General features: G+C 67.4%; 20 protein-coding genes. 10 read left to right on the top strand and 10 right to left on the bottom strand.

The genetic code is table 11. The features are described 5' to 3' along the window. Window positions 1-45 precede the first annotated feature (45 nt). A complete protein-coding gene (gene cls / locus ACZ9J7_RS05490) occupies window positions 46-1,521 on the top strand; it encodes a cardiolipin synthase (protein WP_476207704.1) in 1,476 nt (491 codons plus the stop codon). 22 nt (window positions 1,522-1,543) lie between these two features. On the opposite strand, the gene ACZ9J7_RS05485 is transcribed toward cls, so the two are convergent. From ACZ9J7_RS05485 to ACZ9J7_RS05455, 7 genes are all read right to left on the bottom strand, one after another. Then, the gene (locus ACZ9J7_RS05485; RefSeq protein WP_476207702.1) at window positions 1,544-2,812 is read right to left on the bottom strand and encodes a multidrug effflux MFS transporter; all 1,269 of its coding nucleotides are present in this window, start codon (window positions 2,810-2,812) and stop codon (window positions 1,544-1,546) included. A gap of 143 nt (window positions 2,813-2,955) precedes the next feature. Beyond that, window positions 2,956-5,067, bottom strand: a complete 2,112-nt coding sequence (gene pabB, locus ACZ9J7_RS05480) for an aminodeoxychorismate synthase component I (protein ID WP_476207700.1) — start codon at window positions 5,065-5,067, stop codon at window positions 2,956-2,958. Between the two features lie 33 nt (window positions 5,068-5,100). Further along, a complete protein-coding gene (locus tag ACZ9J7_RS05475) occupies window positions 5,101-5,652 on the bottom strand; it encodes a DUF2231 domain-containing protein (RefSeq protein WP_476211805.1) in 552 nt (183 codons plus the stop codon). Window positions 5,653-5,726: 74 nt separating this feature from the next. Further along, on the bottom strand, window positions 5,727-6,260 hold the full coding sequence (locus ACZ9J7_RS05470; protein ID WP_476207698.1) for a low molecular weight protein-tyrosine-phosphatase: 534 nt from the start codon (window positions 6,258-6,260) through the stop codon (window positions 5,727-5,729). A 136-nt stretch (window positions 6,261-6,396) separates the two neighbouring features. Beyond that, window positions 6,397-7,020 (bottom strand): LysE family transporter, encoded by a 624-nt coding sequence (locus tag ACZ9J7_RS05465; protein WP_476207696.1) that lies wholly within the window; start codon window positions 7,018-7,020, stop codon window positions 6,397-6,399. Between the two features lie 30 nt (window positions 7,021-7,050). After that, window positions 7,051-7,869: a methyltransferase domain-containing protein gene (locus ACZ9J7_RS05460; RefSeq protein WP_476207694.1), complete on the bottom strand. Its 819-nt coding sequence runs from the start codon at window positions 7,867-7,869 to the stop codon at window positions 7,051-7,053. A gap of 30 nt (window positions 7,870-7,899) precedes the next feature. Next, the gene (locus tag ACZ9J7_RS05455; RefSeq protein WP_476207692.1) at window positions 7,900-8,400 is read right to left on the bottom strand and encodes a MarR family winged helix-turn-helix transcriptional regulator; all 501 of its coding nucleotides are present in this window, start codon (window positions 8,398-8,400) and stop codon (window positions 7,900-7,902) included. 206 nt (window positions 8,401-8,606) lie between these two features. Here ACZ9J7_RS05455 and ACZ9J7_RS05450 point away from each other — a divergent pair, with 206 nt between their 5' ends. Beyond that, entirely contained in the window at window positions 8,607-10,808 is a 2,202-nt protein-coding gene (locus ACZ9J7_RS05450; RefSeq protein ID WP_476207690.1) for an MMPL family transporter, read from the top strand. A gap of 19 nt (window positions 10,809-10,827) precedes the next feature. Here the strand turns inward: ACZ9J7_RS05450 and ACZ9J7_RS05445 are convergent, their stop codons facing one another. Then, window positions 10,828-11,757 (bottom strand): NAD-dependent epimerase/dehydratase family protein, encoded by a 930-nt coding sequence (locus tag ACZ9J7_RS05445; RefSeq protein WP_476207688.1) that lies wholly within the window; start codon window positions 11,755-11,757, stop codon window positions 10,828-10,830. 125 nt (window positions 11,758-11,882) lie between these two features. Here ACZ9J7_RS05445 and ACZ9J7_RS05440 point away from each other — a divergent pair, with 125 nt between their 5' ends. Next, window positions 11,883-12,629: a TetR/AcrR family transcriptional regulator gene (locus tag ACZ9J7_RS05440; protein WP_476207686.1), complete on the top strand. Its 747-nt coding sequence runs from the start codon at window positions 11,883-11,885 to the stop codon at window positions 12,627-12,629. 93 nt (window positions 12,630-12,722) lie between these two features. Then, a complete protein-coding gene (locus tag ACZ9J7_RS05435; RefSeq protein ID WP_476207684.1) occupies window positions 12,723-13,019 on the top strand; it encodes a hypothetical protein in 297 nt (98 codons plus the stop codon). A gap of 18 nt (window positions 13,020-13,037) precedes the next feature. On the opposite strand, the gene ACZ9J7_RS05430 is transcribed toward ACZ9J7_RS05435, so the two are convergent. Then, on the bottom strand, window positions 13,038-14,285 hold the full coding sequence (locus tag ACZ9J7_RS05430; protein WP_476207682.1) for an MFS transporter: 1,248 nt from the start codon (window positions 14,283-14,285) through the stop codon (window positions 13,038-13,040). Between the two features lie 97 nt (window positions 14,286-14,382). Between ACZ9J7_RS05430 and ACZ9J7_RS05425 the strand changes: the two genes are divergently transcribed. From ACZ9J7_RS05425 to ACZ9J7_RS05400, 6 genes are all read left to right on the top strand, one after another. After that, entirely contained in the window at window positions 14,383-14,706 is a 324-nt protein-coding gene (locus tag ACZ9J7_RS05425; RefSeq protein ID WP_043453649.1) for an ArsR/SmtB family transcription factor, read from the top strand. Window positions 14,707-14,879: 173 nt separating this feature from the next. Further along, entirely contained in the window at window positions 14,880-16,748 is a 1,869-nt protein-coding gene (gene dnaK, locus ACZ9J7_RS05420) for a molecular chaperone DnaK (RefSeq protein WP_476207679.1), read from the top strand. Window positions 16,749-16,751: 3 nt separating this feature from the next. Continuing rightward, window positions 16,752-17,453: a nucleotide exchange factor GrpE gene (locus ACZ9J7_RS05415; protein ID WP_476207677.1), complete on the top strand. Its 702-nt coding sequence runs from the start codon at window positions 16,752-16,754 to the stop codon at window positions 17,451-17,453. A 315-nt stretch (window positions 17,454-17,768) separates the two neighbouring features. Continuing rightward, window positions 17,769-18,740 (top strand): DnaJ C-terminal domain-containing protein, encoded by a 972-nt coding sequence (locus tag ACZ9J7_RS05410; protein WP_476207675.1) that lies wholly within the window; start codon window positions 17,769-17,771, stop codon window positions 18,738-18,740. Between the two features lie 75 nt (window positions 18,741-18,815). Continuing rightward, entirely contained in the window at window positions 18,816-19,268 is a 453-nt protein-coding gene (locus tag ACZ9J7_RS05405) for a heat shock protein transcriptional repressor HspR (protein WP_476211804.1), read from the top strand. 111 nt (window positions 19,269-19,379) lie between these two features. Next, a complete protein-coding gene (locus ACZ9J7_RS05400) occupies window positions 19,380-19,766 on the top strand; it encodes a hypothetical protein (RefSeq protein WP_476211803.1) in 387 nt (128 codons plus the stop codon). A 34-nt stretch (window positions 19,767-19,800) separates the two neighbouring features. Here the strand turns inward: ACZ9J7_RS05400 and ACZ9J7_RS05395 are convergent, their stop codons facing one another. Continuing rightward, window positions 19,801-21,210 (bottom strand): aldehyde dehydrogenase family protein, encoded by a 1,410-nt coding sequence (locus tag ACZ9J7_RS05395; protein ID WP_476207674.1) that lies wholly within the window; start codon window positions 21,208-21,210, stop codon window positions 19,801-19,803. Between the last annotated feature and the right edge of the window lie 344 nt (window positions 21,211-21,554).

Genomic DNA, 21,554 nt, shown 5'->3' with positions numbered 1-21,554 from the left:
CCGGAAGCCGTCCTCCGGAGCCCGATCTCCCCGGGGGTTTAAGACGTGTTGTGGCCTTTTTCGCTTGCCGGCACCGCTCCGACGTGGGTGGTGGTGCTCCTGGGTTTCGCCGACCTGGTGATCAGGGTGCTCGCGCTGGGTATCATCCCCGGCAACCGGCGCCCCACCACAGCCATGGCCTGGCTGCTGGGCATCTTCTTCATTCCGTTCCTGGGCATCGTCCTGTTCCTGCTCTTCGGCAACTTCAGGTTGTCCAGCCGCAGGCGGGCGCAGCAGCAGCTGGTCAACGAACGCGTGCAGGCAGGCATCACCGCTCTCTCGGACGCGGAAAGCGACTACCCCGGCCCGGAATGGGTGAAGTCCGCGGCTGAACTCAACCGCACCCTCGGTTCCCTGCCGATGGTGGACGGCAACTCGGTGGACCTCATTCCCGGCTACCCCGACTCCATCCTGGAAATGACCCAGGCCGTGCGGAAGGCGAAGAAGTTCGTCAACGCCGAGTTCTACATCATGAGTTCGGACCATGTCACCAATGACCTGCTGACCGCCATGGAGGAGGCCGCGGAACGGGGAGTGGAGGTGCGGCTCCTGTTCGACCACATCGGAACCCTCCGCATCAAGGGGTACCGGAAGCTGCTCAATCGCCTCCGCGCGGGCAAGATCCAGTGGAAGCGGATGCTGCCGCTGCTGCCCATCCACGGGCAGTGGCGCCGCCCAGACCTGCGGAACCACCGCAAGATCATGGTGATCGACGGCGAGATCGCCTTCACGGGTTCGCAGAACCTGATCGAGCCCTCCTACAACAACCCGCGGCACCGCAAGGCAGGCCGCGAATGGGTTGAACTGATGGCACGCCTGCGCGGACCGATCGTGACCACCCTGAACGTCGTCTTCGCCACCGACTGGCTGAGCGAGACCGACGAGTCGCTGGAACACCAGCTGCAGCTCCCGCCGAACCCCGAGCCAGGGAACGTCACAGCCCAGGTGGTGCCCAGCGGCCCCGGGTTCATCACGGAAAACAACCTGCGGCTCTTCAACACCCTCATCTACTCCGCCCAGCACCGCATCTCCATCTGCAGCCCGTACTTCGTTCCGGACGACTCCCTGCTCTACGCCATCACCACCGCGGCCCAGCGGGGCGTTGACGTGGAACTGTTCGTCTCGGAGAAGGGCGACCAGTTCCTGGTCCACCACGCCCAGCGGTCCTACTACGAGGCGCTCCTGGAAGCCGGTGTGCGGATCTACCTGTACAAGGCCCCGTTCGTGCTGCACGCCAAGCACTTCACCATCGATGACGAGGTCGCGGTCCTCGGGTCCAGCAACATGGACATGCGGTCCTTCTCGCTGAACCTGGAAGTGTCCGTGATGCTGCTTGGCGAGGACATCGTGAACAAGATGCGGGCCGTGGAGGACACGTACCGGGACATTTCCCATGAGCTCAAGCTCGCGGACTGGCTCACCCGGCCCCTCGCCGCACGGTACGTCGACAACGTGGCCCGGCTGACGGCCACGGTCCAGTAGAAAAGCGTCGGTCCAGAAGTGGTCAGTCGGCACTGACGCGGGGGACGTCGTCGTGCCCTACGTGCCCGGGCCAGCCGCCCTTACGGTAAGCGGGCGTTCCCAGGGCAAGTACCACCACACCCGCGGTGCAGCTGCCGATCATGACGGTGACCATCGAGAGCGAGTTTCCACCCAGGAGGCCCACCAGCGGGCTGACCAATCCCGCGACACCCGACTGCAGGGCGCCGATGACCGCCGCCGCCGTCCCCGCCATGTGGCCGTAGTCGTGGAGGGCCAGGACCGACGCGTTCGCCGGAATCATTCCCTGGGCCGACAGGACCAGCCACAGGCCTGCCACCAGCCCCACCGGTCCGAGGGCGCCCGTTGCCACCACGCCGAGCAGCACGATGGCCAGGCCCAGCTGGACAAGGAGGGCGGTGCGCAGGAGTCGGACCGGCGGAAACTTCCGGACCAGGGCGGCGTTGAGCTGCGCCGAGAGGACAAGGGCTGCACCGTTGAGGGCGAACACCAGGGCGAACTGCTGGGCGGTGAAGCCGTACTCGTTCTGGAAAACGAAGGGCGAGCCCACCACGTAGCTCATGATCAGGGCCAGCCCCAGTCCGGGGATCACGGCCAGGGCCATGAAATGCCTGTCCCGCAGCAGCGACCAGTACGCGCCTGCCACATACCGGGGGTGTCCCGGGCTGCGCCTGTCCGGCGGCAGGGTTTCCGGCATGAACCGCCAGACGATTGCCACCAGGGCCACCCCGATGAGCGCCAATGCGTAGAAGACGGCACGCCAGTCCCAGAGCCCGGCAATGGCCTGGCCCACGGTGGGGGCCAGCAGCGGGGCAACGCCAACGACCAGCATCAGCCGGGACAGCAGCTGGGCGGCGGCGGAACCGACGAACCGGTCCCGGATCACGGCCAGTGCCACCACGGCAGCGGCGGCGTTGAAGAACCCCTGCAGTACCCGCAGCCCGGTCAGTGTTTCGATGTTCGGCGTCACCGAACACAGCAGCGAGATGGCCACATGCAGGGAGATGCCGATGACCAGCGGCAGCCGCCGTCCGAACCGGTCCGAGAACGGGCCGATGACCAGCTGCCCGATGCCGGCCCCCACCAGTGTCCCGGACAACGTCAGCTGGACGGCGGCCTGGGTGGTGTGGAGATCGGCCTCCACGGTGGGCAGCGACGGCAGGTACATGTCCGTGGTGAGGGCGGGAAGCGCGGCGAGGGCGCCAAGCATGAGGATGTACTTGACGCTGCGCGGAGCCTTGCTGGTGCTGTGGATTGGGGACGGATCCGTCACGCGGCATACCTAACTTGTGGGGAAGCAGCCAGGGACGTGCCAGCCGCCCGGGTCAGCGCTTCGGCTAAGGTCAGGGGCGTACCCCCGGCGCCGGCATCCCAAACAGGTGTCCGCAGGCTGGATGCCCCCGGCTTCGGTGTGCGTCAGTCGCCGGGAAAGACCGCGCCGAGGGTGGAGAGCACCCCGTAGGCCTTGGTCCGGATTTCCTCGTATTCGTCGTCGGGCACGGAGTCCGAGGTGATGGCGCCGCCGACGCCGAGGGACAGTTCAGCGGTGCCGTCACCTTCGGTGCTGACCACCAGGGTCCGGATGGCGACGGCGAGGTCGGCGGCGGCATTGAGCGAGAAGTAGCCGATGGCCCCCGAATAGAGCCCGCGCGGCCCGGCCTCCAGCCGGTCCAGGATGGCCATGGTGCTGATCTTGGGGGCTCCGGTCATGGAGCCGGCCGGGAAGCAGGCAGCCACAGCCTCGGCCCGGGGTGCGCCCGGGAGGAGCCGGGCGTCGATGGTGCTGACCATCTGGTGGACCGTGGCGTAGCTCTCGATAGCGCAGAGCCGGCTCACCGTGACGGAACCGGGCTCGGCAAAATGGCTGAGGTCGTTGCGCAGCAGGTCCACGATCATGATGTTCTCGGCCCGGTCCTTCAGGGATGTGGCCAGGTCCTCGCGCAGCCCCTGGTCCTCCTGCGGGTCGGCAGCCCGGCGGCGGGTGCCCTTGATCGGCTCGGCGCGCATGCCGCCGTCGGACGCGATCTTCAGGAACCGCTCAGGCGAGGTGCTGGCAACTGCGAGGTTTCCCAGCCGGAGGTAGCTGGCGAACGGCGCCGGGTTCCGGCGGCGGAGCGCCAGGTAGGTGGTCCACGGATCCAGCATGCGGCCCTGCACCTTGGCTTCGAGCGTGGTGGTCAGGCAGACCTCATAGGTGTTGCCCTGGGCGATCTGGTGCTGGGCCGCCGTGATTTTCTCCCGGTACTGCGCACCCGTGTCCCGGCTGCGGAAAGCAGGCGGCGGGGGAAGGACGACGTCGGTGCTGCCGCCGGCCTGCGGTGCCGGGCCACGCAGGGGCGGCTGGGCGCCGCTGCCCGCGGCTTCGACTGCAGTCCTGGCCCGGGCCAGCCACTCACCGGCGTCGGGGGCCTCCAGCGCGAGGAGCCACGCCGCGCCGTCAGCGTGGTCAAGGACCACAGCCCGGCCGGCAAAGATCAGGGCAGCGTCCGGAGTGGGTGCGGACAGGTCGCTGCCGCCGGTTTCGCGCTTCAGTTCGTAGCCCAGGCAGCCGAGCCAGCCGAGCGTGAACTCGCCGGGATAGCCATCGGGTGTGCGGACGGCACGGCGTCCCCAGACGGTATCCAGCCAGCGGAAAAAGGGGCCCGGTACTTTGGCCGTTGCGGAACCGGTGCTGACCTGGCTTATCCCCGCACGGTGCGTCACGAACTGTCCGAACGTGCCGGCGTCGTCCGCCATGATGCTGAACCGGCTGCGCTCGGCGGCCGTGCGGGCCTCCGGGTCCGTGCCGTCCTCCCGCTGCCCGGCGGCAACCGCCGCGGCGTCCGCATTGGAGGAATCCAGCCACACCGCGTTGGGTGAAGTTCCGTACAGCGCCTGGAACAGGGCCGGCGCGTCCGGGAGGGCGTCGATGCGCTCGGCGTGGAGCCGGAGGCCCCGGCGTGCGGACAGTTCGGGGGCCAGCACGGGCGCCAGCGCCGGCAGGCAGGGGAGGAGGTGCAGCAGGTCCGCGGGGGCCGAGCCGTCAGCCAGGTTCTGCACACGGAGGTCCGCGTTCCCGGGAACGTCGTCCCGGCCAAGCCACTCTTCCTCCTGGGCGGCCCACTGGTCCCAGAACGGCTCATAGGTGGCGCCGTCGCGGTTCAGCGCCCGGGTGCGGCGGACGTCGTCCGGAGACTCGGCCCAGATCACGGCGCCCAGCATGGGCCGGGCAGCTTCGGCGGCGGCCCCCACTCCCTCCACGATGACGATCTCGGCGGGCAGCGTGACCCGGGCTTCGCCGTCGTAATGGTTGTCCCAGTCCCAGCTGGTCCAGGTGGCCGCCTCGCCACGGCTCAGCGGGGTAAGCACCGTGGCGACATAGCGCTCCACGCCGGCCGCCAGGCCGTCCCACCCGGGGTAGATGTCTTCAAGATGGAACAGTGAGACCTTGTGGTGGGCGCGGAGCCGGGCCGCAAGTTCGACGGCGAGGGTGGTCTTCCCTGCGCCGGAACGCCCGTCCACGGCGATGATGACGGGGGCTGGGCTCATGGACTAGAGCGTACCGTTTTCCGTTGTCCGCTTTCAGACATGAAGTGCGCCCTGCCGCGACGCATGGCGGCCGCTGCTGAGGTGGCCGCCCAGGAAACCGCTCACCAGCAGCAGGACTGCTCCGGCCCGCCCCAGCCGGACGCCCAGCCGATGGTTGCCGCGGGAACGGGCCCGCCAGGAGGCGAAGTACACGGTGGTGGCTGCAACATTGGCTCCCGCGTGCACGATGCCTACGCGCTTCAAGGGCCGGTCCTTGCCGGACCAGGTCGCCCAGCCGGACAGGGCAGTGGGAACGGCGGCAATGACGCCGAGGGCCACCAGCCGCTGGGAGGAGCGGCGGGAACCGTCGTCATCAAAGAAATCCAGGAATACTGCCGACCACCAGGCGCCGAAGGGCCCGTCGGTGAGGATGGTGTGCAGCGGTATGCCGGTGGTGTCGCCGCGGACAATCGACCGGATCCGGGGCTGCGACATCAGCCGGGACGCCAGTGGTTCCGCTGCTTCGACAGCTGCGTCCAATGGTGTGGCATCTTCAAGGCTGCCAAGGAGGCGGGTGTACCTGCCGGAGCTGGAAGCGGCGTGCATGAGCACAAAATACTCCTGGTGCTGCCGTACCGCACCCGTTTTTTGCGCCCGGAGCGTTTCCCGGGCGCTTTCGGCTAGTGCGGCTGGAGCTGGGTGTTTTGCAGGACTGCTGATTTGATGTGCTGGACCAGGCCCGGCAGCGCCGTGTGGATCTGGTGCCAGACGGCGTCGAAGTCTGCGTGGCCGCCGTACCAGGGATCCTCAATGCCCTGGTCCAGCCGGTCCCGGTCCGCCATGGCGGGATCGAAACTGCGGAGCATCCGGATTTTGTCCAGGCAATCCTGGTCCGGTGCCGCTTCACTCAGCCAGGCATAGTGGTCGATGTCGAGCGCCAGGATCAGGTCGCGCTCGCGGAACCACTCCGGCTCCCACTCGCGGGCTACGTGGTGCTCCGAGGCCAGCTGGGTCACCGCCAGCCGGCGGGCAGCGCGGGGATCGATGGGCCGGCCGGCCTCGTACCCCGTGATGCCCGCGGAATCCACTTCCACCAGCCTGTCGAGGCCCTCGCGTTCAAGTGCTGCCTGGAGCATCAGCTCGGCCATGGGGGACCGGCAGATGTTGCCCGTGCAGACAGTGATGACGCGGTAGGCGCTCGACGTTGAGGTCATGGAACTAAGCATGCGCGCTCCGGCCACCTTTGGCCAGCCGCCTGTTCACAAAGTTTTACTGGGTTGTAAAGATGCATTACTCGGTATGAAAACGGGTACGGCCCACCTCGTCTGATCGGCGGAACCCCGCCGGACACTAGTGGATCAGGGCCAGCAGAATGCCCACACCCACGAAGAGGACACCAAACACCCTGCTGAGGACCAGCTGGCCCCGTTCGGTGCTGGTGAAGCGTTGGAATGACCTGGCTGCCGCGGCAAAGAAGAACCACATCACCAGGATGTCGATGACCACAATGGTGGCCGTCAGCACGGCGTACTGCGTAAACAGGGGCTGTTCGGGCCGGATGAACTGGGGTGTGAACGCGAGGAAGAACACGATCGCCTTCGGGTTCAGCAGGTTGACCCAGAAGCCGCGCCGGAAGATGGACCATGCGGGTTCGTTGCGAAGGGTGGCAGCCTGCTCCTGGGCTGCGGAGGGCTTGCTGAGGAACTGGCGGACACCCAGGTACACCAGGTAGGCCGCACCGGCGTAGCGGATCACGTTGAAGGCAACCGGCGAGCTGGCCACCAAGACGCCGACACCGAGCGCGACGATCAGGACATGCACTACCAGGGCCGCCTGCTGCCCCAGGATTCCCCAGATGGAGCGGCGGAACCCGGCGTTCAGCGAGTTGCTCATGGTGTTGATGGCCCCGGCACCCGGGGTGAAGCTGATCAGGGCGCCGGCACCCGCCAGGGCCAGCCACAGGGAAAATTGCACTTGACAATCTTACGGTGCGGGGTCCTGCGGCTAGGCCCGCGCGATGACTTCACCGTTGGGGATCAGGAACCAGCCGTCGTCCGAGGATCCCCAGCGGTGCCAGCCGGCAGAGATCCGGGCGAGGCCTGCCGCGTCGGCGAATCCGTACTCCAGCGCCTGCTCGGCAAAGGCCGAATGCAGTACCCGCTCTCCCCAGACGCGCGCCTGCCAGCGGCGCTGCTGCGCCGTGGCGTACAGCCAGTTGCTGCTGGTGGGCGCGACATCGGTGAAACCTGCGGCCTGGGCCCAGCTGACCAGCCGCCGCCCGGCGTCGGGCTCTGCTCCGTTGCGCCGCGCGATCCTCTGGTACAGGTCCATCCACTCATCCAGCTCGGGGACGTCCGGATACCAGCTCATGCCATGGAAGTCGGCGTCGCGCACGGCCACGATGCCACCTGGCTTCGCGACGCGCCGCATTTCGCGGAGCGCCTCGACGGGGTCGGTCAGATGCTGAAGGACCTGGTGGGCGTGGACCACGTCGAACGTTTCATCGGCGAAGTCCAGGTCGTAGATGTTTCCTGCCACGAATTCGACGTTGGACACCTCGCGTTCGACGGCGAGCGCCTGGGCCTGGGCCACGATGTCCGGCGCGCGGTCCAGGCCGGTGACCTTGCCGGGGCTGACCAGGGCCGCGAAGTCGCAGGTGATGGTGCCCGGTCCGCAGCCGACGTCGAGCAGGGTGGACCCGGGAGTCAAATAGGGAAGGACGAAGGCCGCGGAATTTTCGGCGGTCCTGGCGGCATGGGCACGGACCACCGACTCGTGGTGGCCGTGCGTGTAAACGTCGTCTTCCGGCTGCTGCGCACTCATAAGCAAACGCTACCCCCACCGGTGGCGCATTTACCCGGATTCTGTCCTTGCCGCAATGGTGGCTTCGATCATGGCGGTCATGAAGCGCGTGACAGTATCCAGCTCGGCTTCGGAGAAGCCGGCCAGGGCGTCCCCCATGTGCTTGGCCAGCGGGGCGAAGATGGCTCCACCCTCCCGGAAAGCCTTGGGGGTCATCTTCAGCTGGACCTGCCGCCGGTCCGTGCTGTGGCGTTCCCGGACCACATGGCCGGCGCTGTCCAGGCGGTCTATCAGGGCGGTCGTGGCGGGGGAACTCAGGTTCAGTTCCTTCCGCAGCAGCCCCGGCGTCACCACGTTGCCCCTGGCAGTGTGGCGCATGATCACCGCGAGGGCATTCATGTCCGTGCGGTGCATGTCCTTGCGGTCCCCGGCTGCATCCACGTAACGGTTCGCTTCGAGAGTGAACTCCTGCAGGATCCGGAGCAGCGGATGGCCGAACTCCGGTCCCGTCGGGGCGGAAGGGGATGTGCCGGTCGCACTGTTCCCTGCCATCTCCACCTCCAGCTGCTAGCGCCTGGACCGCGGATTGGCCCAAGCGTACTGACGGATATTACTCCAGGCCCGGCTGGCCCGTGGGGACGCTGCCCGACTCCCGAAGAGGATACGAGCAAAAAAAGCTTGACTGGCACTTATCTCCGTCATGGAGATAATCTATGCTGGAATAAATACTACTCCCCCTGCTCACTACGGAAGGCATCATGAAACACACAAAAGTTGGCCGGGAACGGGTTCCGTTCTGGCTGCGCTGGCTGGTCCCCGTTGTCCTGGTGCTGGCCTGGCTGGGGCTGGCCGGGGTTGGCGGCCCTACGTTCGGCCGCCTGGACGAAGTCTCGTCCAACGACCAGGCATCCTTCCTGCCCGCCAGCGCCGAGGCAACCGAAGCGCAGGACTGGCAGGTTAAGTTCCGCGACTCCGACGAGGTGCCCGGCATCATCGTCATCGAGAAGAATGAAGCCTTCACGCCCCAGCAGCTGGGCGGACTGGCCACCCTGAAGACAGACCTCGAGAACCTCAAGCTGGGCAGCACGGTCATCGGGCCGATCCCGTCCAAGGACGCCAAGGCCGTCCAGTTCGTTGTCCCCATCGGCTCGTCAGCGGAGATCAAGGATGCCGTCAAGGAACTCCGTGAAACGGTGAAGGGCGCGGCGCCGGAGGGTGCCCAGACCTTCGTGACCGGTCCGGCCGGGCTTGCGGCGGACCTCACCGCGGCATTTGGCGGCATCGACGGGATCCTCCTGCTCGTGGCCCTGTCCGCCGTTTTCGTGATCCTCCTGGTCGTCTACCGGTCCCTGCTGCTGCCCATCATGGTGCTGCTGACCTCGGTGTTTGCCCTGTGCGCAGCCATCCTGCTGGTGTTCGGCATGGCCAAGGCCGGCTGGATCCAGCTCAACGGCCAAAGCCAGGGCATCCTCTCCATCCTGGTGATCGGCGCTGCCACGGACTATGCCCTGCTGTTCGTGGCCCGCTTCCGCGAAGCGCTGACCCACACCACCAACCGCACGGCCGCCGTCCTGACCGCCTGGAAAGCATCCTTCGAGCCCATCCTGGCTTCCGGCGCCACCGTGATCATTGCGCTCCTGTGCCTGCTCTTCTCCGACCTGAACTCCAACAAGGCCCTGGGCCCGGTGGCCGCGGCAGGCATCCTGTGCGCCCTGTTCGCCGCCCTGACCCTGCTGCCCGCCCTGATGGCCCTGTTCGGCCGGGCCGCGTTCTGGCCTTTCCGGCCCAAGCTCCTGCCAGCAGACCAGCGCGAGCCCGAGCTGGTCACCGGCCTGGAAGGCCAGAAGGGCCTGTGGCGCGCCACCGGTTCGCTCGTCTCGCGGCGCCCCAGGACCGTCTGGGTTGCCTCGGTCCTCCTGCTGCTCGTTGCCGCGGGCGGCCTGTTCCAGTTGAAGGCCAACGGCGTGCCGCAAACGGACGTTATCCTCACGGCCTCCAACGCGGTGGACGGCCAGGACGCGCTGGCCCGCCACTTCGATGCCGGCAGCGGCAGCCCCGCCGTCGTGGTTGCGGACCAGGGCAAGGCAGCAGAGGTGCTGGACAAGGTGAAAGCCGACGACGGCGTGGGTGAGGCCTACCTGCTGGGCCGCGGCAGCGTGCCGGTCACCGGAGCCCCGGGTGCCCCCACCGCGCCGGACGTCCGGGACGGGAAGGTCCTGATCAACGCGACCCTGAAGAATGCCGCGGACTCGCTGGAAGCGGAAGAGACCATCAAGGCCCTGCGCACCGAAGTGAAGGCCATTGATCCCAGCGCCCTGGTTGGCGGCGTGACTGCCACCGCCCTGGACACCAACACCACCGCCCAGCGCGACCTGCTGGTCATCATCCCGGTGGTCCTGGCAGTGATCCTCTTCATCCTGATGCTGCTCCTGCGCTCCATCGTGGCCCCGGTGCTGCTGGTGCTCTCGGTGGTGCTGTCCTACGCGGCCGCGCTGGGTGTGTCGGCCTTCGTGTTCAACAACCTCTTCGGGTTCCCGGGAGCCGACGCCACCGTTCCGCTGTTCGGCTTCGTCTTCCTGGTGGCACTGGGCGTGGACTACAACATCTTCCTGATGAGCCGCGTCCGGGAGGAATCGCTTAAGCACGGCACCCGGCCCGGCATCCTTCGCGGCCTGGTGGTAACCGGCGGCGTCATTACCTCGGCCGGCGTGGTGCTCGCGGCAACATTTGCCGCCCTTGGCGTCATCCCCATCATGTTCCTCGTGCAGCTGGCCTTCATCGTGGCCTTCGGCGTCCTGCTCGACACCGTGCTGGTGCGCTCGCTGCTGGTGCCGGCGCTGGCCTACGACATCGGGCCAAAGATCTGGTGGCCCAGCAAGCTGGGGCGGACCGATGGCCTGGACGCCGTGAAGCCGCGGGAGCCCGGCGTCGAGCCCCGGGAAGAGGTTCCCGCCCGCTGACCCCAGCGTCCCGCGCGGACTAGCGCTGCTGCCGCCACCACTCCACGGTGGCGGCAGCAGCCGTTTCCAGGGGCGTCTGGCTGACTCCAAGTGCTGCTTCGGAAGCTGCGGAGTCCATGACGAAGGGCCGCTCAAACTGGTACAGCATCTCCGCCAGCTCGCGGGCGTCGGCGGAAACCAGTCCGGCCACACGGAGCGCCCAGCCGGGGAGGGCCCGCACCTTCGGGGCGGACCGTCCCGCCGCCGCAGCGAAGGCCGCTGCAAGTTCCTTTTGCGTGAGGGCCGGCCCGGTAGGGGCGTGCCACACGGCATTCCAGGCGGACGGCTGGTCAGCTGCCGCGATCATGGCGGAGGCCAGATCGGCTATGTAGGTGAACGAGTGCGGCTGGCTGGCACTTCCCACCACGCTGACGTTCTTTCCCGCAAGGACCGCCGCGACCATGCGCTCGCCGGCGTGCGTCATCCGGACGCGCGGCCCAAAGAAGTCGCCGGCCACCACGCTTGCCGTGGGCGTGGCCGAGGCCTCGCGGGCCTTCAGGAGGTCCGTTCGCACGCCACGCTTGCCCCCTGTTGCGAGGCGGGGGCTGCCCTCCATCATCACGCTGTCCGGTTCGCTGTACGAGTAGAGGCTTTCCGGGAAGACGACGACGGCGCCCACCTCCTGCGCGGCGCTGAGTACTGCCTGTTCGGCGGCAGGCAGCTCGGCCCGCCACGCGGCCGCGGTATATGACGAGCCGTGGATGCAGTGGAAGACGGCTTTGGCGCCGGCAACTGCAGTGCGCAGAACCGCCGGGTCCTTCGCGTCCCCGCTGATGCGCTCGATGAGCGGGTGGTCCGGTCCGCTGCCGGACCGGGTCAGGATGCGCACCTGCCGTCCCCGGTCCGCCAATTGTTCCGCTACCGTCCACCCCACCGGTCCGGCCCCGGTCACCACATATACGTCAGGCACGCTGGTCTCCGTTTCTGTAAGTGAGAGCAGTGCTCTCGAAGACAAGGATGCTTATGCAGGGCCGCAAAGTCAAGAGCGGTGCTCTCTTTAGCTTCCGGCGCTCTCGATTATGGCATGCTGGGGACATGGACGACGCCCACGAAACAGGTGCTGACCGGTCGCAAACCTTGACGCCCCGGCAGCGCGCACGGTCCCAAACCGTGGCGGACATTGTCCGCTTGGGCAGGCGGCACCTGGCCACCGATGGCGCTGCCGCCCTCTCCCTGCGGGCCGTGGCGAGGGACTTAGGAGTGGTGTCCTCCGCCGTCTACCGCTACGTGGAAAGCCGGGACGAGCTCCTCACGCTGCTGCTGATCGATGCCTTCGGGGAGTTGGGCGATGAAGTGGACGCGGCCGTTGCGGCGGTGCCGGAAGGCGGCCATATTGGCCGGTTCCTGGCCCTCTGCAGGGCCGTCAGGGAGTGGGCCCTGCGCGAACCTGCCAGCTATGCACTCCTGTTCGGCAGTCCGGTTCCCGGCTACAACGCCCCGGCCGAACGCACCACAGGCCCCGGCACGCGCGTCATCGTCAGCCTCATTGGCGTCCTGGACGCCGCCTCCCGGGCGGGGCAGTTGGCGGCTGCGGGACCATCCCCGCAGCTTCCGCCCACCCTGGCCGCCGATCTGGAGGCCTTCCGCCGGGAATTCGGGCTGGCCATTCCGGACGAGCTGGTGGCGCGGGGCGTCCTGGTGTGGAGCTCCCTGTTTGGTGCGGTCAGCTTCGAGGTGTTCAACCAGTACGGCCCGGACACCTTCCGGGCACCGCAGGAACTCTTCGAACACCACCTCGCCGTCCTGGCGGGGATTGCGGGACTGCCGGTGCAGCCCTGCTGACGCAGCCCGCGCGGGCCCTGTTGGTGCGCCCGCCCCGTCGGTAGACTGCCAGTGCGCCCGGACGGACGCGGAGCCTCGAAGGAGAGATGCACCATGACCGAGAATCCTGAAGTTGCAGCCGAGGAACCCCGCAAGGGCGGCAGCGCCCCCGGACTGGAGGGGGAAGGCGGGCAGTACGTCGACGGGGATTACGGAGACGCCGGGACCCTCAACGAGCCCGACCGTGACGTTTTGGATGGCGAATACGAGGAAGGCGACTACGGCGACGCCGGCACCACCGGAGGCGCCCGGACCGAGCGTGCCGTCCGCGAGGGCCTCACCGACGGCCAGGTCCAGGCGACCGATGAGGAGCGCGGACCGCTCCATGGGCGCCCCGGCTCCGGCCGGTAGGCACCCGCGGGGGTCCCCTTACCCGACGGCGTCCGCCGCCACCAGACTGTCCTCCTTGGTGGGTTGGACGTCCTTGCTGCGGGCGCGGCTGATAGCTGCCACCGCAGCCAGGACCGTCACCAGGCCGCCATAGGCGTAGGTGGTGACCGGGAGGGACAGGATGGGGGCCAGCAGGCCTGCCAGCACCGCCGGAACGCCGAAGGCCGTGTAGGCCACGACGAAGAGCGAGGCAAAAGTCCCGGCGCGTTCATGATCCTCCACAAGGGGGCTGATGGACCGGATGACGCCCATGAAGGCAGTGCCGAAACCGGCGCCTGCCACCACCACAGCGGCCAGGAACAGGCCAAACGAATTCAGGCCGAGGGCCAGCAGCGACAGTGCAGTCCCCGCGGCCAGCGCCGTCGTGCCGAAAATAGTGATGGTGCGGGCTCCAAAGCGGTGCAGGCAGGCCGCCGACGCGGCTCCCGTCCCCGCGAGGATGGTGATCACCATGCCCTGCCACAGATGCTCCCGGATGCCGAAAGTGGTGTGCACGATCGCAGCGCCAAGGGAGAGGTACAGCCCGCCCGTGGCCCAACCGGCAAAAACGGCCGGGGCGCCGGTGATGAATGCGCGGCGTGCGGCCGGCGGCAGGGTCAGGTGCGGCTTGAGTGACGCCGCCGCCCCGTGCGTGCGGGGTGAGGTTTCCGGGCAGGCCCACACCAGTGCGGCGAACACCACGTACAGGACCGAAAGCGAGATGAACACCAGCACGCGGGGCTCCGCCAGGAGGTCCAGCAGCAGGCCCGATGCCAGCGCGCCCAGGGCCAGGCCGCCCAGGGGTGCCACCGTGTTCCAGGCGGCGCTGGAGCCCGGGTCATCCTCCGGTTCCAGATCGGCGATCGCCGCGGAGAGCGTGGTGAGGAGGATGCCGCTGGCCACCCCCTGGAGGACGCGGGCCGCCAGCAGCATCGCCAGCGAATCCGCCGCCAGGAAGGTCACGACGCTGCCGGCGAGCAGGAGGAATGCCACGCTGATGACCGGTCGGCGGCCGAGGTGGTCGGAGATAGAGCCGAAGACCAGCAGGGCCGCCAGGAGGGCCACGGCGTAGACGGCGAAGATCCCGGTGGTGGCCACCGGCAGCAGGTGCAGCTGCTCCTGCAGGGTGGGGTAGAACGGGGACGGCGCGCTGGCTCCGGCCATCATCGCTGCCGTGGCGGCGGCAATGAGGACGAAACCCAGCCGCCGGTGCGACTCTCGGGGCCGGACTGCGGGTGGGTGCGTCACAACATGCCGCCTTCTGCATTGGGGGTGTGGTTGGTTCGAAAATAATCGAAACCTCAGACTACTGGCATGTCCGCAACGGTTCAACTAAAGTCGAACCGTGGCTACACCGGCGAACCTCACCCATCCCGAACGCGCGGACCTCCACTTGCCCAGTGTGCTCTTCGCCCTGAGCGATCCCGACCGGCTGGAAATCGCACGCCAGCTCCGTGCCGGCCCCCTCGATATGGCCGAATGCACCCTCGGCAACCCGGAGATGCCCAAGTCCACCAAGTCCCACCTGATGAAGGTGCTCCGCGAGGCAGGCATCATCCGGAACGAGGCCAACGGGCGCGGCCGCCGGCTGACCCTGCGCGCCGAGGACCTTGACGCCCGGTTCCCCGGATTGCTCGCCGCGGTCCTGGACGCGCCCGGCGCGGACTGACGCCTCCGCCCCGCCGGCGCTTGCCGCCGTCGTGCGCTGGTGTACGCCCTGAGCAAAGTTGAGCGTAGTTCACTCAACTTGTGTTGACATCCTTTGGTGGCTGAGTAAAGTTGAGTGCAGAACGCTCAATCATTGGGCGCCAGCCAGTTTCCAAGGAAAGAAGGAAGCAACACATGTCACGTGCAGTAGGTATCGACCTCGGAACCACCAACTCCGTCGTCTCCGTTCTCGAAGGTGGCGAGCCCACCGTTATTGCCAACGCCGAGGGTGGCCGCACCACGCCGTCGGTCGTTGCATTCTCCAAGTCCGGCGAAGTCCTGGTTGGCGAAATCGCCAAGCGCCAGGCCGTCAACAACATCGACCGCACCATCGCCTCCGTCAAGCGCCACATGGGCACCGACTGGACCGTCGCGATCGACGACAAGAAGTACACCCCGCAGGAAATCTCCGCCCGTATCCTCATGAAGCTGAAGAACGACGCCGAGTCCTACCTGGGTGAAAAGGTCACCGACGCAGTCATCACCGTCCCGGCCTACTTCAACGACGCCGAACGCCAGGCCACGAAGGAAGCCGGCGAAATCGCCGGCCTCAACGTCCTGCGCATCGTCAACGAGCCCACCGCAGCAGCCCTCGCCTACGGCCTGGACAAGGGCAAGGAAGACGAACTCATCCTGGTCTTCGACCTCGGCGGCGGCACCTTCGACGTGTCCCTGCTGGAAGTCGGCAAGGACGAAGACAACTTCTCCACCATCCAGGTCCGCGCCACTGCCGGCGACAACCGCCTGGGCGGCGACGACTGGGACCAGCGCGTTGTCGACTACCTGCTGAACCAGCTCAAGGTGAAGGGCATCGACCTCTCCAAGGACAAGATCGCCCTGCAGCGCCTCCGCGAAGCAGCCGAGCAGGCCAAGAAGGAACTCTCCTCCTCCTCCAGCACCAACGTCTCCCTCCAGTACCTGTCCGTCACCCCCGACGGCCCGGTCCACCTGGACGAGCAGCTCACCCGCGCCAAGTTCCAGGACCTCACCAAGGACCTGCTGGAGCGCACCAAGAAGCCGTTCCACGACGTCATCAAGGAAGCGGGCATCAAGCTCTCCGACATCAACCACATCGTGCTGGTCGGTGGCTCCACCCGTATGCCCGCCGTCTCCGAGCTGGTCAAGGAACTGGCCGGCGGCAAGGAGCCCAACAAGGGCGTCAACCCGGACGAGGTCGTGGCCGTCGGTGCCGCACTGCAGGCCGGCGTGCTGAAGGGTGAGCGCAAGGACGTCCTCCTGATCGACGTCACCCCGCTGTCCCTCGGCATCGAGACCAAGGGTGGCGTCATGACGCACCTGATCGAGCGCAACACCGCCATCCCCACCAAGCGGTCCGAGACCTTCACCACGGCAGACGACAACCAGCCGTCCGTGGCCATCCAGGTCTTCCAGGGCGAGCGCGAGTTCACCCGCGACAACAAACCGCTGGGCACGTTCGAGCTGACCGGCATCGCCCCGGCACCGCGCGGCGTTCCCCAGGTTGAGGTCACCTTCGACATCGACGCCAACGGCATCGTGCACGTCTCCGCAAAGGACAAGGGCACCGGCAAGGAACAGTCCATGACCATCACCGGCGGCTCCAGCCTCTCCAAGGAAGACATTGACCGCATGGTCAAGGACGCCGAGGAGCACGCAGCCGAGGACAAGGCCCGCCGCGAGGCGACCGACACCCGCAACACCGCCGAGCAGCTGGCCTACTCCGTGGACAAGCTGATCGCCGACAACGCCGACAAGCTGCCCGAAGAGGTCAAGACCGAGGTCCAGGCCGACGTCGACGCCCTCAAGAAGGCCCTCGAAGGCACCGACGACGCCGCCGTGAAGTCCGCATTCGAGAAGCTGCAGGCTTCCCAGACCAAGCTGGGCGAGGCCATCTACTCCCAGGCCGGTTCCCCGGACGGCGCAGCCGCTCCCGGCGCTGAGGGTGCCGCCGGAGCTTCGGCAGGTTCCTCGGACGAGGACATCGTCGACGCCGAGATCATCGACGAAGACGAAGCGAAGAAGTAACCCATGCCGCACCACGGTAACGAGGAAGAGCACAACGCATCCGCCGGCCAGCACAACGCGCACGGCAACGGCCAGGAGCCGGTCATCCGGGATAACCGCAAGGTTGACCCGGTGACCGGGCAGGCCCGGCATCCCGAGGGCGGCCAGTCCGCCCCCGGGGCCGGGTCCCAGGCCGGGGCCGCGGATTCCGACGGCGACGCGCTGGCCCAGGCCGAAGAGATCCTCAACGGCGTGGACGTGCCGGCCGAGGACTCCGTGGCCCAGGGGGCTCCGGCAGGATCAGCCGGCAACGCCGAGGCAGCCGAACTGCGCAACGACCTGCTCCGCCTGCAGGCCGAGTACGTCAACTACCGCAAGCGGGTTGAACGCGACCGCGCCGTGGCAGGGGAAATGGCCGTCATCGGCGTCCTGAACTCCCTGCTCCCGGTCCTGGACGACGTCGACGCCGCCCGGCAGCACGGCGACCTGGCCGACGGCCCCTTCGCGGCTATCGCCACCAAACTGGAGAACGCGCTGAAGACGTACGGCCTGGTCCGCATCAACGAGACCGGCGTGGAGTTCGATCCCACGATCCACGAGGCCCTGATCCAGCAGCCCGGCGAGGACATCGAGGTTGACACCGTCAGCCAGGTCCTCCGCTCAGGCTACAAATCAGGAGACCGCGTACTCCGCGCAGCCCAAGTGATTGTGGCTGTTCCGGCCTAGTCGGCGTTTACCTCCACGCCTCCGCGGATGAGGGGGCCCCGCCCCTACGCGTGGCGGCTTGGTCCTGCGGACCTAAGCCGCCACGCTTCGGCAGGCCCGAAGCCACTCCCGGGCCCCCTCATCCGCTCCGGCCTTCGGCGTTCGTGTCACCTAAGGTGAGATGACCACAAGCTCGGAGCGCTGCATGGGCCCCGGGAGTGGCATCGGGCCTATCGGAGCCGGGTGGCTGGGGATCGCAGATCCTGGCCACCCGGCGTAGGGGCGGGGGCCCATGCAGCGTGTAGAGCTTTAGTAAGTACAAGAAAGGAAACGCCATTGGCTAGCCAGGATTGGGTGGACAAGGACTTTTACAAGATCCTTGGTGTTGCCAAGGACGCTTCCGAAGCCGATATCAAGAAGGCCTACCGGAAGCTTGCGCGGCAGCACCACCCTGATACGAATGCGGGGAACGCTGCTTCCGAGAAGAAGTTCAAGGACATCTCCGAGGCTTATTCGGTGCTCTCGGATCCCGACGAGCGCCAGCAGTACGACGCCATCCGGGCCATGGGCAGCGGTGCCCGGTTTGCTCCGGGCGGTGCCGCGGGCGGCAACGGCGGGTTCGAGGACATGTTCGGCGGCCTGTTCACCGGCAACACCGGACGCCACGCGGGCGGGTTCAACCCCGCAGGCGGCGGCATCCCGCCCGAGTTCGCTGACCTCTTCGGCGGCTTCGGCGGTGCTCCCGGCTTCCAGCGCACCCCGCAAAAAGGTGCCGACCGTACGGCGTCCACCAGCATTTCCTTTGCCGGCTCCATCCGCGGGACCACCATCGGACTGCGCGAGCCCAGCGGCGAGGTCATCGACGTCCGTGTCCCGGCCGGCATCAAAGACGGCCAGAAGGTCCGCGTCCGCGGCAAGGGCCAGCCCGGGGCTGCCGGCAACGGCGACCTGGTGGTGTCCGTCTCGGTCCAGCCCCACGCCTTCTACACGCGCGACGGCGACAACCTCCGCATCCACGTACCCGTCACCTTCCCGGAAGCTGCTTTGGGAGCGGACATAGAAGTTCCCACCGTCGACGGCGAGAAGGTCAAGGTCCGCGTTCCGGCGGGAACGCCGTCGGGCCGTACCCTGCGGGTCAAGGGCAAAGGCGTGAAGACGTCCAAGGCCACGGGCGACCTCCTGGTGACCATCGACGTGGCGGTTCCCAAGAATCTCAACAAGGATGCCGAAGCTGCGGTCAAGGCGTTCGCCGAGGCCACGTCGTCGGCGGATGTCCGAGAGGGCCTGGCAGCCAAGGCCCGGCTCTAGGACCGGAGGTGAGCCGTGGACATCAGTGCTGACCAGCCGATCTTCGTGATCTCCGTGGCGGCCGAGCTGGCGGACATGCACCCGCAGACGCTGCGGCAGTATGACAGGCTCGGCATCGTCAAGCCCAGCCGTGCCCCGGGCAAGTCCCGGCGCTACTCGCAGCGTGACGTGAACATGCTGCGCGAAGTCCAGCGACTGTCCCATGAAGGTGTGTCGCTGGAGGGGATCAAGCGCATCCTGGAACTCGAAAACCAGGTGGCCGCGCTGCAAAGCCGGATCTCGGAACTCACCGAGGAACTCGGGCGCCGGCCGCGCACCGTGGACTCCCGGATCTTTGCCGCCGGCGCCGCCGGTGACGTGGTGAGCCTGGCGCGCGGGCAGCGGCCACGGCCCAGGTCCCAGGCCGTGGTGGTGTGGGCGGCCGCGGGCCATCGGGCAGTAGAAGCCAGACCGGCAGGTACCGCCTCCCCGCGTCCCGCGAAAATAGAGTACCCACTACTCGTGACGGAAAAGCCCCCCGAAACTTGAATGGAACCATCGCCGGATCAGCGGCGATGGTTCCGCTAGTTCTGGGGGTTTTTCCGTGTATAAGGTTCTCAGCAAAGCTCATAACAGCAAGGCCCGGCCGTGAGCCCGGGGATGGAAGCGGTCACTGCCTTCAGCGGCTCCATGCCGGGGCAGATCCTGCTGTCCATCGGGCAGGCCATCGTGGTGGTCTGCGTCTGCGTCGACATGGTCCGCGAGTTGTCCGTCCCAAGGTCGCACCGGCGCTTCGTGGCCAGCACCGTGTTCCGGACCCTGGCCATCCCGTCCGTCATGGCCAACGCGCTGACGGTCTTCATCGCGCTGGTGGTCTCGTCCTGGGTGGATGTGGTGATGGGCATGTTCGTGCTGGTGGCCATCGTTTTCCGCTTCCACTACAACAAGGACGAGGACAACTGGTGGAAGGGCAAGGGAAAGAAGCTCGCCCGCTGGGCCCGCCGGCAGTTCGCCGGCCGGACGTCCACCGCCCCGGCCATGGGCTAGCCATCCCAGGACCGGGGCAGTTTCAGGACCAACCTTAGCCGTTGATGATCTGCGGGACGCCGAGCGCCTTGAGGCCTTCGATGCCGAACTCCACCCCATAGCCGGACTGCTTGGCGCCGCCGAACGGGATGCGCGGGTCCACGGCGCCGTGCCGGTTGATCCACACGGTGCCGGCCTGGATGCGGGCTGCGACGTCGCGGGCGGCCTTCAGGTCGGGGGACCAGACGGAGGCGCCGAGGCCGACGTCTAGGCCGTTTGCCTTCTCCACTGCTTCGTCGATGGTGCTGTAGCGGATGATCGGCAGCGCCGGGCCGAACTGTTCCTCGGCCACCAGCGGGTTGTCGTTGTCGATGTCCGCCACGAGGGTGGTGGGGTAAAAGTATCCGGGCTGGCTGGTGTCCGGGTTGCCGCCGAGGAGGACGCGGGCGCCCGAAGCCTTCGCTGCCTCCACGAGGTTCGCCACGACGTCGTACTGGGCTTTGTTCTGGAGGGGTCCCAGCACGTTGTTCTCGTCCAGGCCGTTGCCCATCGGCATGGCCTTGGCCACGGCGGTGAGCTCTTCGCAGACGGCGTCGTAGATGCTGTCGTGGACGTAGAGGCGCTTGAGTGCTGCGCAGGTCTGGCCGGTGTTCAGGAAAGCACCCCAGAAGACGTCCTGGGCAATGGCCTTGGGGTCGGCGTCCGGCAGGACGATGCCGGCGTCGTTGCCGCCCAGCTCCAAGGTGAGCCGCTTGACGGTGTCAGCGGAGGATTTGATGATGGCCCGGCCGCCTGCGGTGGAACCGGTGAACATGATCTTGCCGATCGCCGGGTGGTCGGTGAGCCGGGCGCCCACTTCGCGGCCGCAGGAAACCACCGAGAGGATGCCCTCGGGAAGTTCCTCGTTGAGGACCTTGACCAGGGCCAGCACGGACAGCGGGGTGTTGCCGGAGGGCTTGACCACCACGGCATTACCCATCCGCAGGGCCGGGGCGAGCTGCCAGACGGCGATCATCATGGGCCAGTTCCAGGGCCCGATCGCGCCTACGACGCCGATGGGCCGGTAGTGCAGTTCGGCGCGGGTTTCGCCGTCGTCGACGATGGTTTCCGGTTCCAGCGGCAGGCCTGCGGTGGCGCGGAGCCACGCAACGCAGGCACCGACTTCGAAGCGGGCGTTGGGGCCGTTCAGCGGTTTGCCCTGCTCGCGGGAGAGCAGTTGGGCCAGTTCCTCGGCCGAGCGCTCGACGGCGTCGGCTGCTTTGAGGAGGGCGGCCGACCGGGCGTCGTGGCCGAGGGCAGCCCACTCGGGCTGGGCGGCGACGGCAGCTGCCACGGCATTTTCCAGGTAGTCGAGTCCGTGGACGGGGGCCTCGCCCACGGCTTCGCCGGTGGCCGGGTCAAAGATGGTCCGGCCGGTGCCGGCGGCGGGGGCAATGGACGCGAGAAGCGCATCATAGGTTTCCAAGGGATACTCCACTTCGAGTAGGCAAGGACGCCAGCCGGTCGGCGTAGCGGGTTACTGCCAGTGTGATTGGCGCCCCGGTCCAGGCTCTTGTCTTTGTGCGCAGGACAGTTGTGCGGGAGCGAACGCTGCCGCGCCCACACTGGCCCACTTTTCACCGACATCTCCAATTCGGGGTCGCATGAGGATGGTCGCGCGCCTCCAAAAGTGGGCCACTCTGGCAGGCGGGCACCGTCCCAAGTCTTGTGAAAGCGTTTTCTATCTGCTTGAATCGATTCATCTTCGGGTTGGCGCCCAACCCTGTGTTCCACCAATGCTGGGGTGGCTGGGGCGCGAGGGAACCCGCA

The organism is Pseudarthrobacter sp. TE9888, from assembly GCF_056279345.1.
The sequence above is the reverse complement of the archived record's forward strand: the minus strand, read 5'-3'. Positions and strand labels throughout refer to the sequence as shown.

Excerpts from the sequence above, each read along its gene's own strand:
- ACZ9J7_RS05415 (WP_476207677.1), top strand. The coding sequence starts at position 16,752 with ATGCCGCACCACGGTAACGAGGAAGAGCACAACGCATCCGCCGGCCAG.
- ACZ9J7_RS05435 (WP_476207684.1), top strand. The coding sequence starts at position 12,723 with ATGACCGAGAATCCTGAAGTTGCAGCCGAGGAACCCCGCAAGGGCGGC.
- ACZ9J7_RS05475 (WP_476211805.1), bottom strand. The coding sequence starts at position 5,652 with ATGCACGCCGCTTCCAGCTCCGGCAGGTACACCCGCCTCCTTGGCAGC.
- ACZ9J7_RS05400 (WP_476211803.1), top strand. The coding sequence starts at position 19,380 with ATGGAAGCGGTCACTGCCTTCAGCGGCTCCATGCCGGGGCAGATCCTG.
- ACZ9J7_RS05440 (WP_476207686.1), top strand. The coding sequence starts at position 11,883 with ATGGACGACGCCCACGAAACAGGTGCTGACCGGTCGCAAACCTTGACG.
- ACZ9J7_RS05460 (WP_476207694.1), bottom strand. The coding sequence starts at position 7,869 with ATGAGTGCGCAGCAGCCGGAAGACGACGTTTACACGCACGGCCACCAC.
- dnaK (WP_476207679.1), top strand. The coding sequence starts at position 14,880 with ATGTCACGTGCAGTAGGTATCGACCTCGGAACCACCAACTCCGTCGTC.
- ACZ9J7_RS05405 (WP_476211804.1), top strand. The coding sequence starts at position 18,816 with ATGCACCCGCAGACGCTGCGGCAGTATGACAGGCTCGGCATCGTCAAG.
- pabB (WP_476207700.1), bottom strand. The coding sequence starts at position 5,067 with ATGAGCCCAGCCCCCGTCATCATCGCCGTGGACGGGCGTTCCGGCGCA.
- ACZ9J7_RS05470 (WP_476207698.1), bottom strand. The coding sequence starts at position 6,260 with ATGACCTCAACGTCGAGCGCCTACCGCGTCATCACTGTCTGCACGGGC.
- ACZ9J7_RS05450 (WP_476207690.1), top strand. The coding sequence starts at position 8,607 with ATGAAACACACAAAAGTTGGCCGGGAACGGGTTCCGTTCTGGCTGCGC.
- ACZ9J7_RS05455 (WP_476207692.1), bottom strand. The coding sequence starts at position 8,400 with ATGGCAGGGAACAGTGCGACCGGCACATCCCCTTCCGCCCCGACGGGA.